Genomic DNA, 288 nt, shown 5'->3' with positions numbered 1-288 from the left:
CAAGCAACCGTCATGGGTAACTTAGCCGATTTGCGCCATAGTCATCTATTAAAGCTTGGAGTATACCAATGTGTCCATTCTCTACAGCGGCATGTAATACACTATTATCTTTTTCTGTCACCGAATTAGGGTTTGCCCCAAGCTGTATGAGCTGATGCACACGTTCAAGATTCCCCTCTTGGGCAGCCTGGTGCAATGGAGTCCAGCCTTTTTTCTGCGAGCTGGATTGATTTACAACAAAAATGGTGGACCGTTGTGATCCCGTATTGGGAGCAATCGATGGTTGTG

1 protein-coding gene is annotated in these 288 nt (G+C 46.2%); it reads right to left on the bottom strand.

Annotated elements, in window-relative coordinates; translation table 11 throughout:
• Positions 1–10 precede the first annotated feature (10 nt).
• Positions 11–288: ankyrin repeat domain-containing protein (locus E1189_RS22360; protein WP_196220873.1), on the bottom strand; the 278-nt coding region annotated here is incomplete at its 5' end.

Origin of the sequence: Parendozoicomonas verongulae, from assembly GCF_009711465.1 — a bacterium.
Lineage (GTDB): Bacteria > Pseudomonadota > Gammaproteobacteria > Pseudomonadales > Endozoicomonadaceae > Sansalvadorimonas > Sansalvadorimonas verongulae.
The sequence above is the reverse complement of the archived record's forward strand: the minus strand, read 5'-3'. Positions and strand labels throughout refer to the sequence as shown.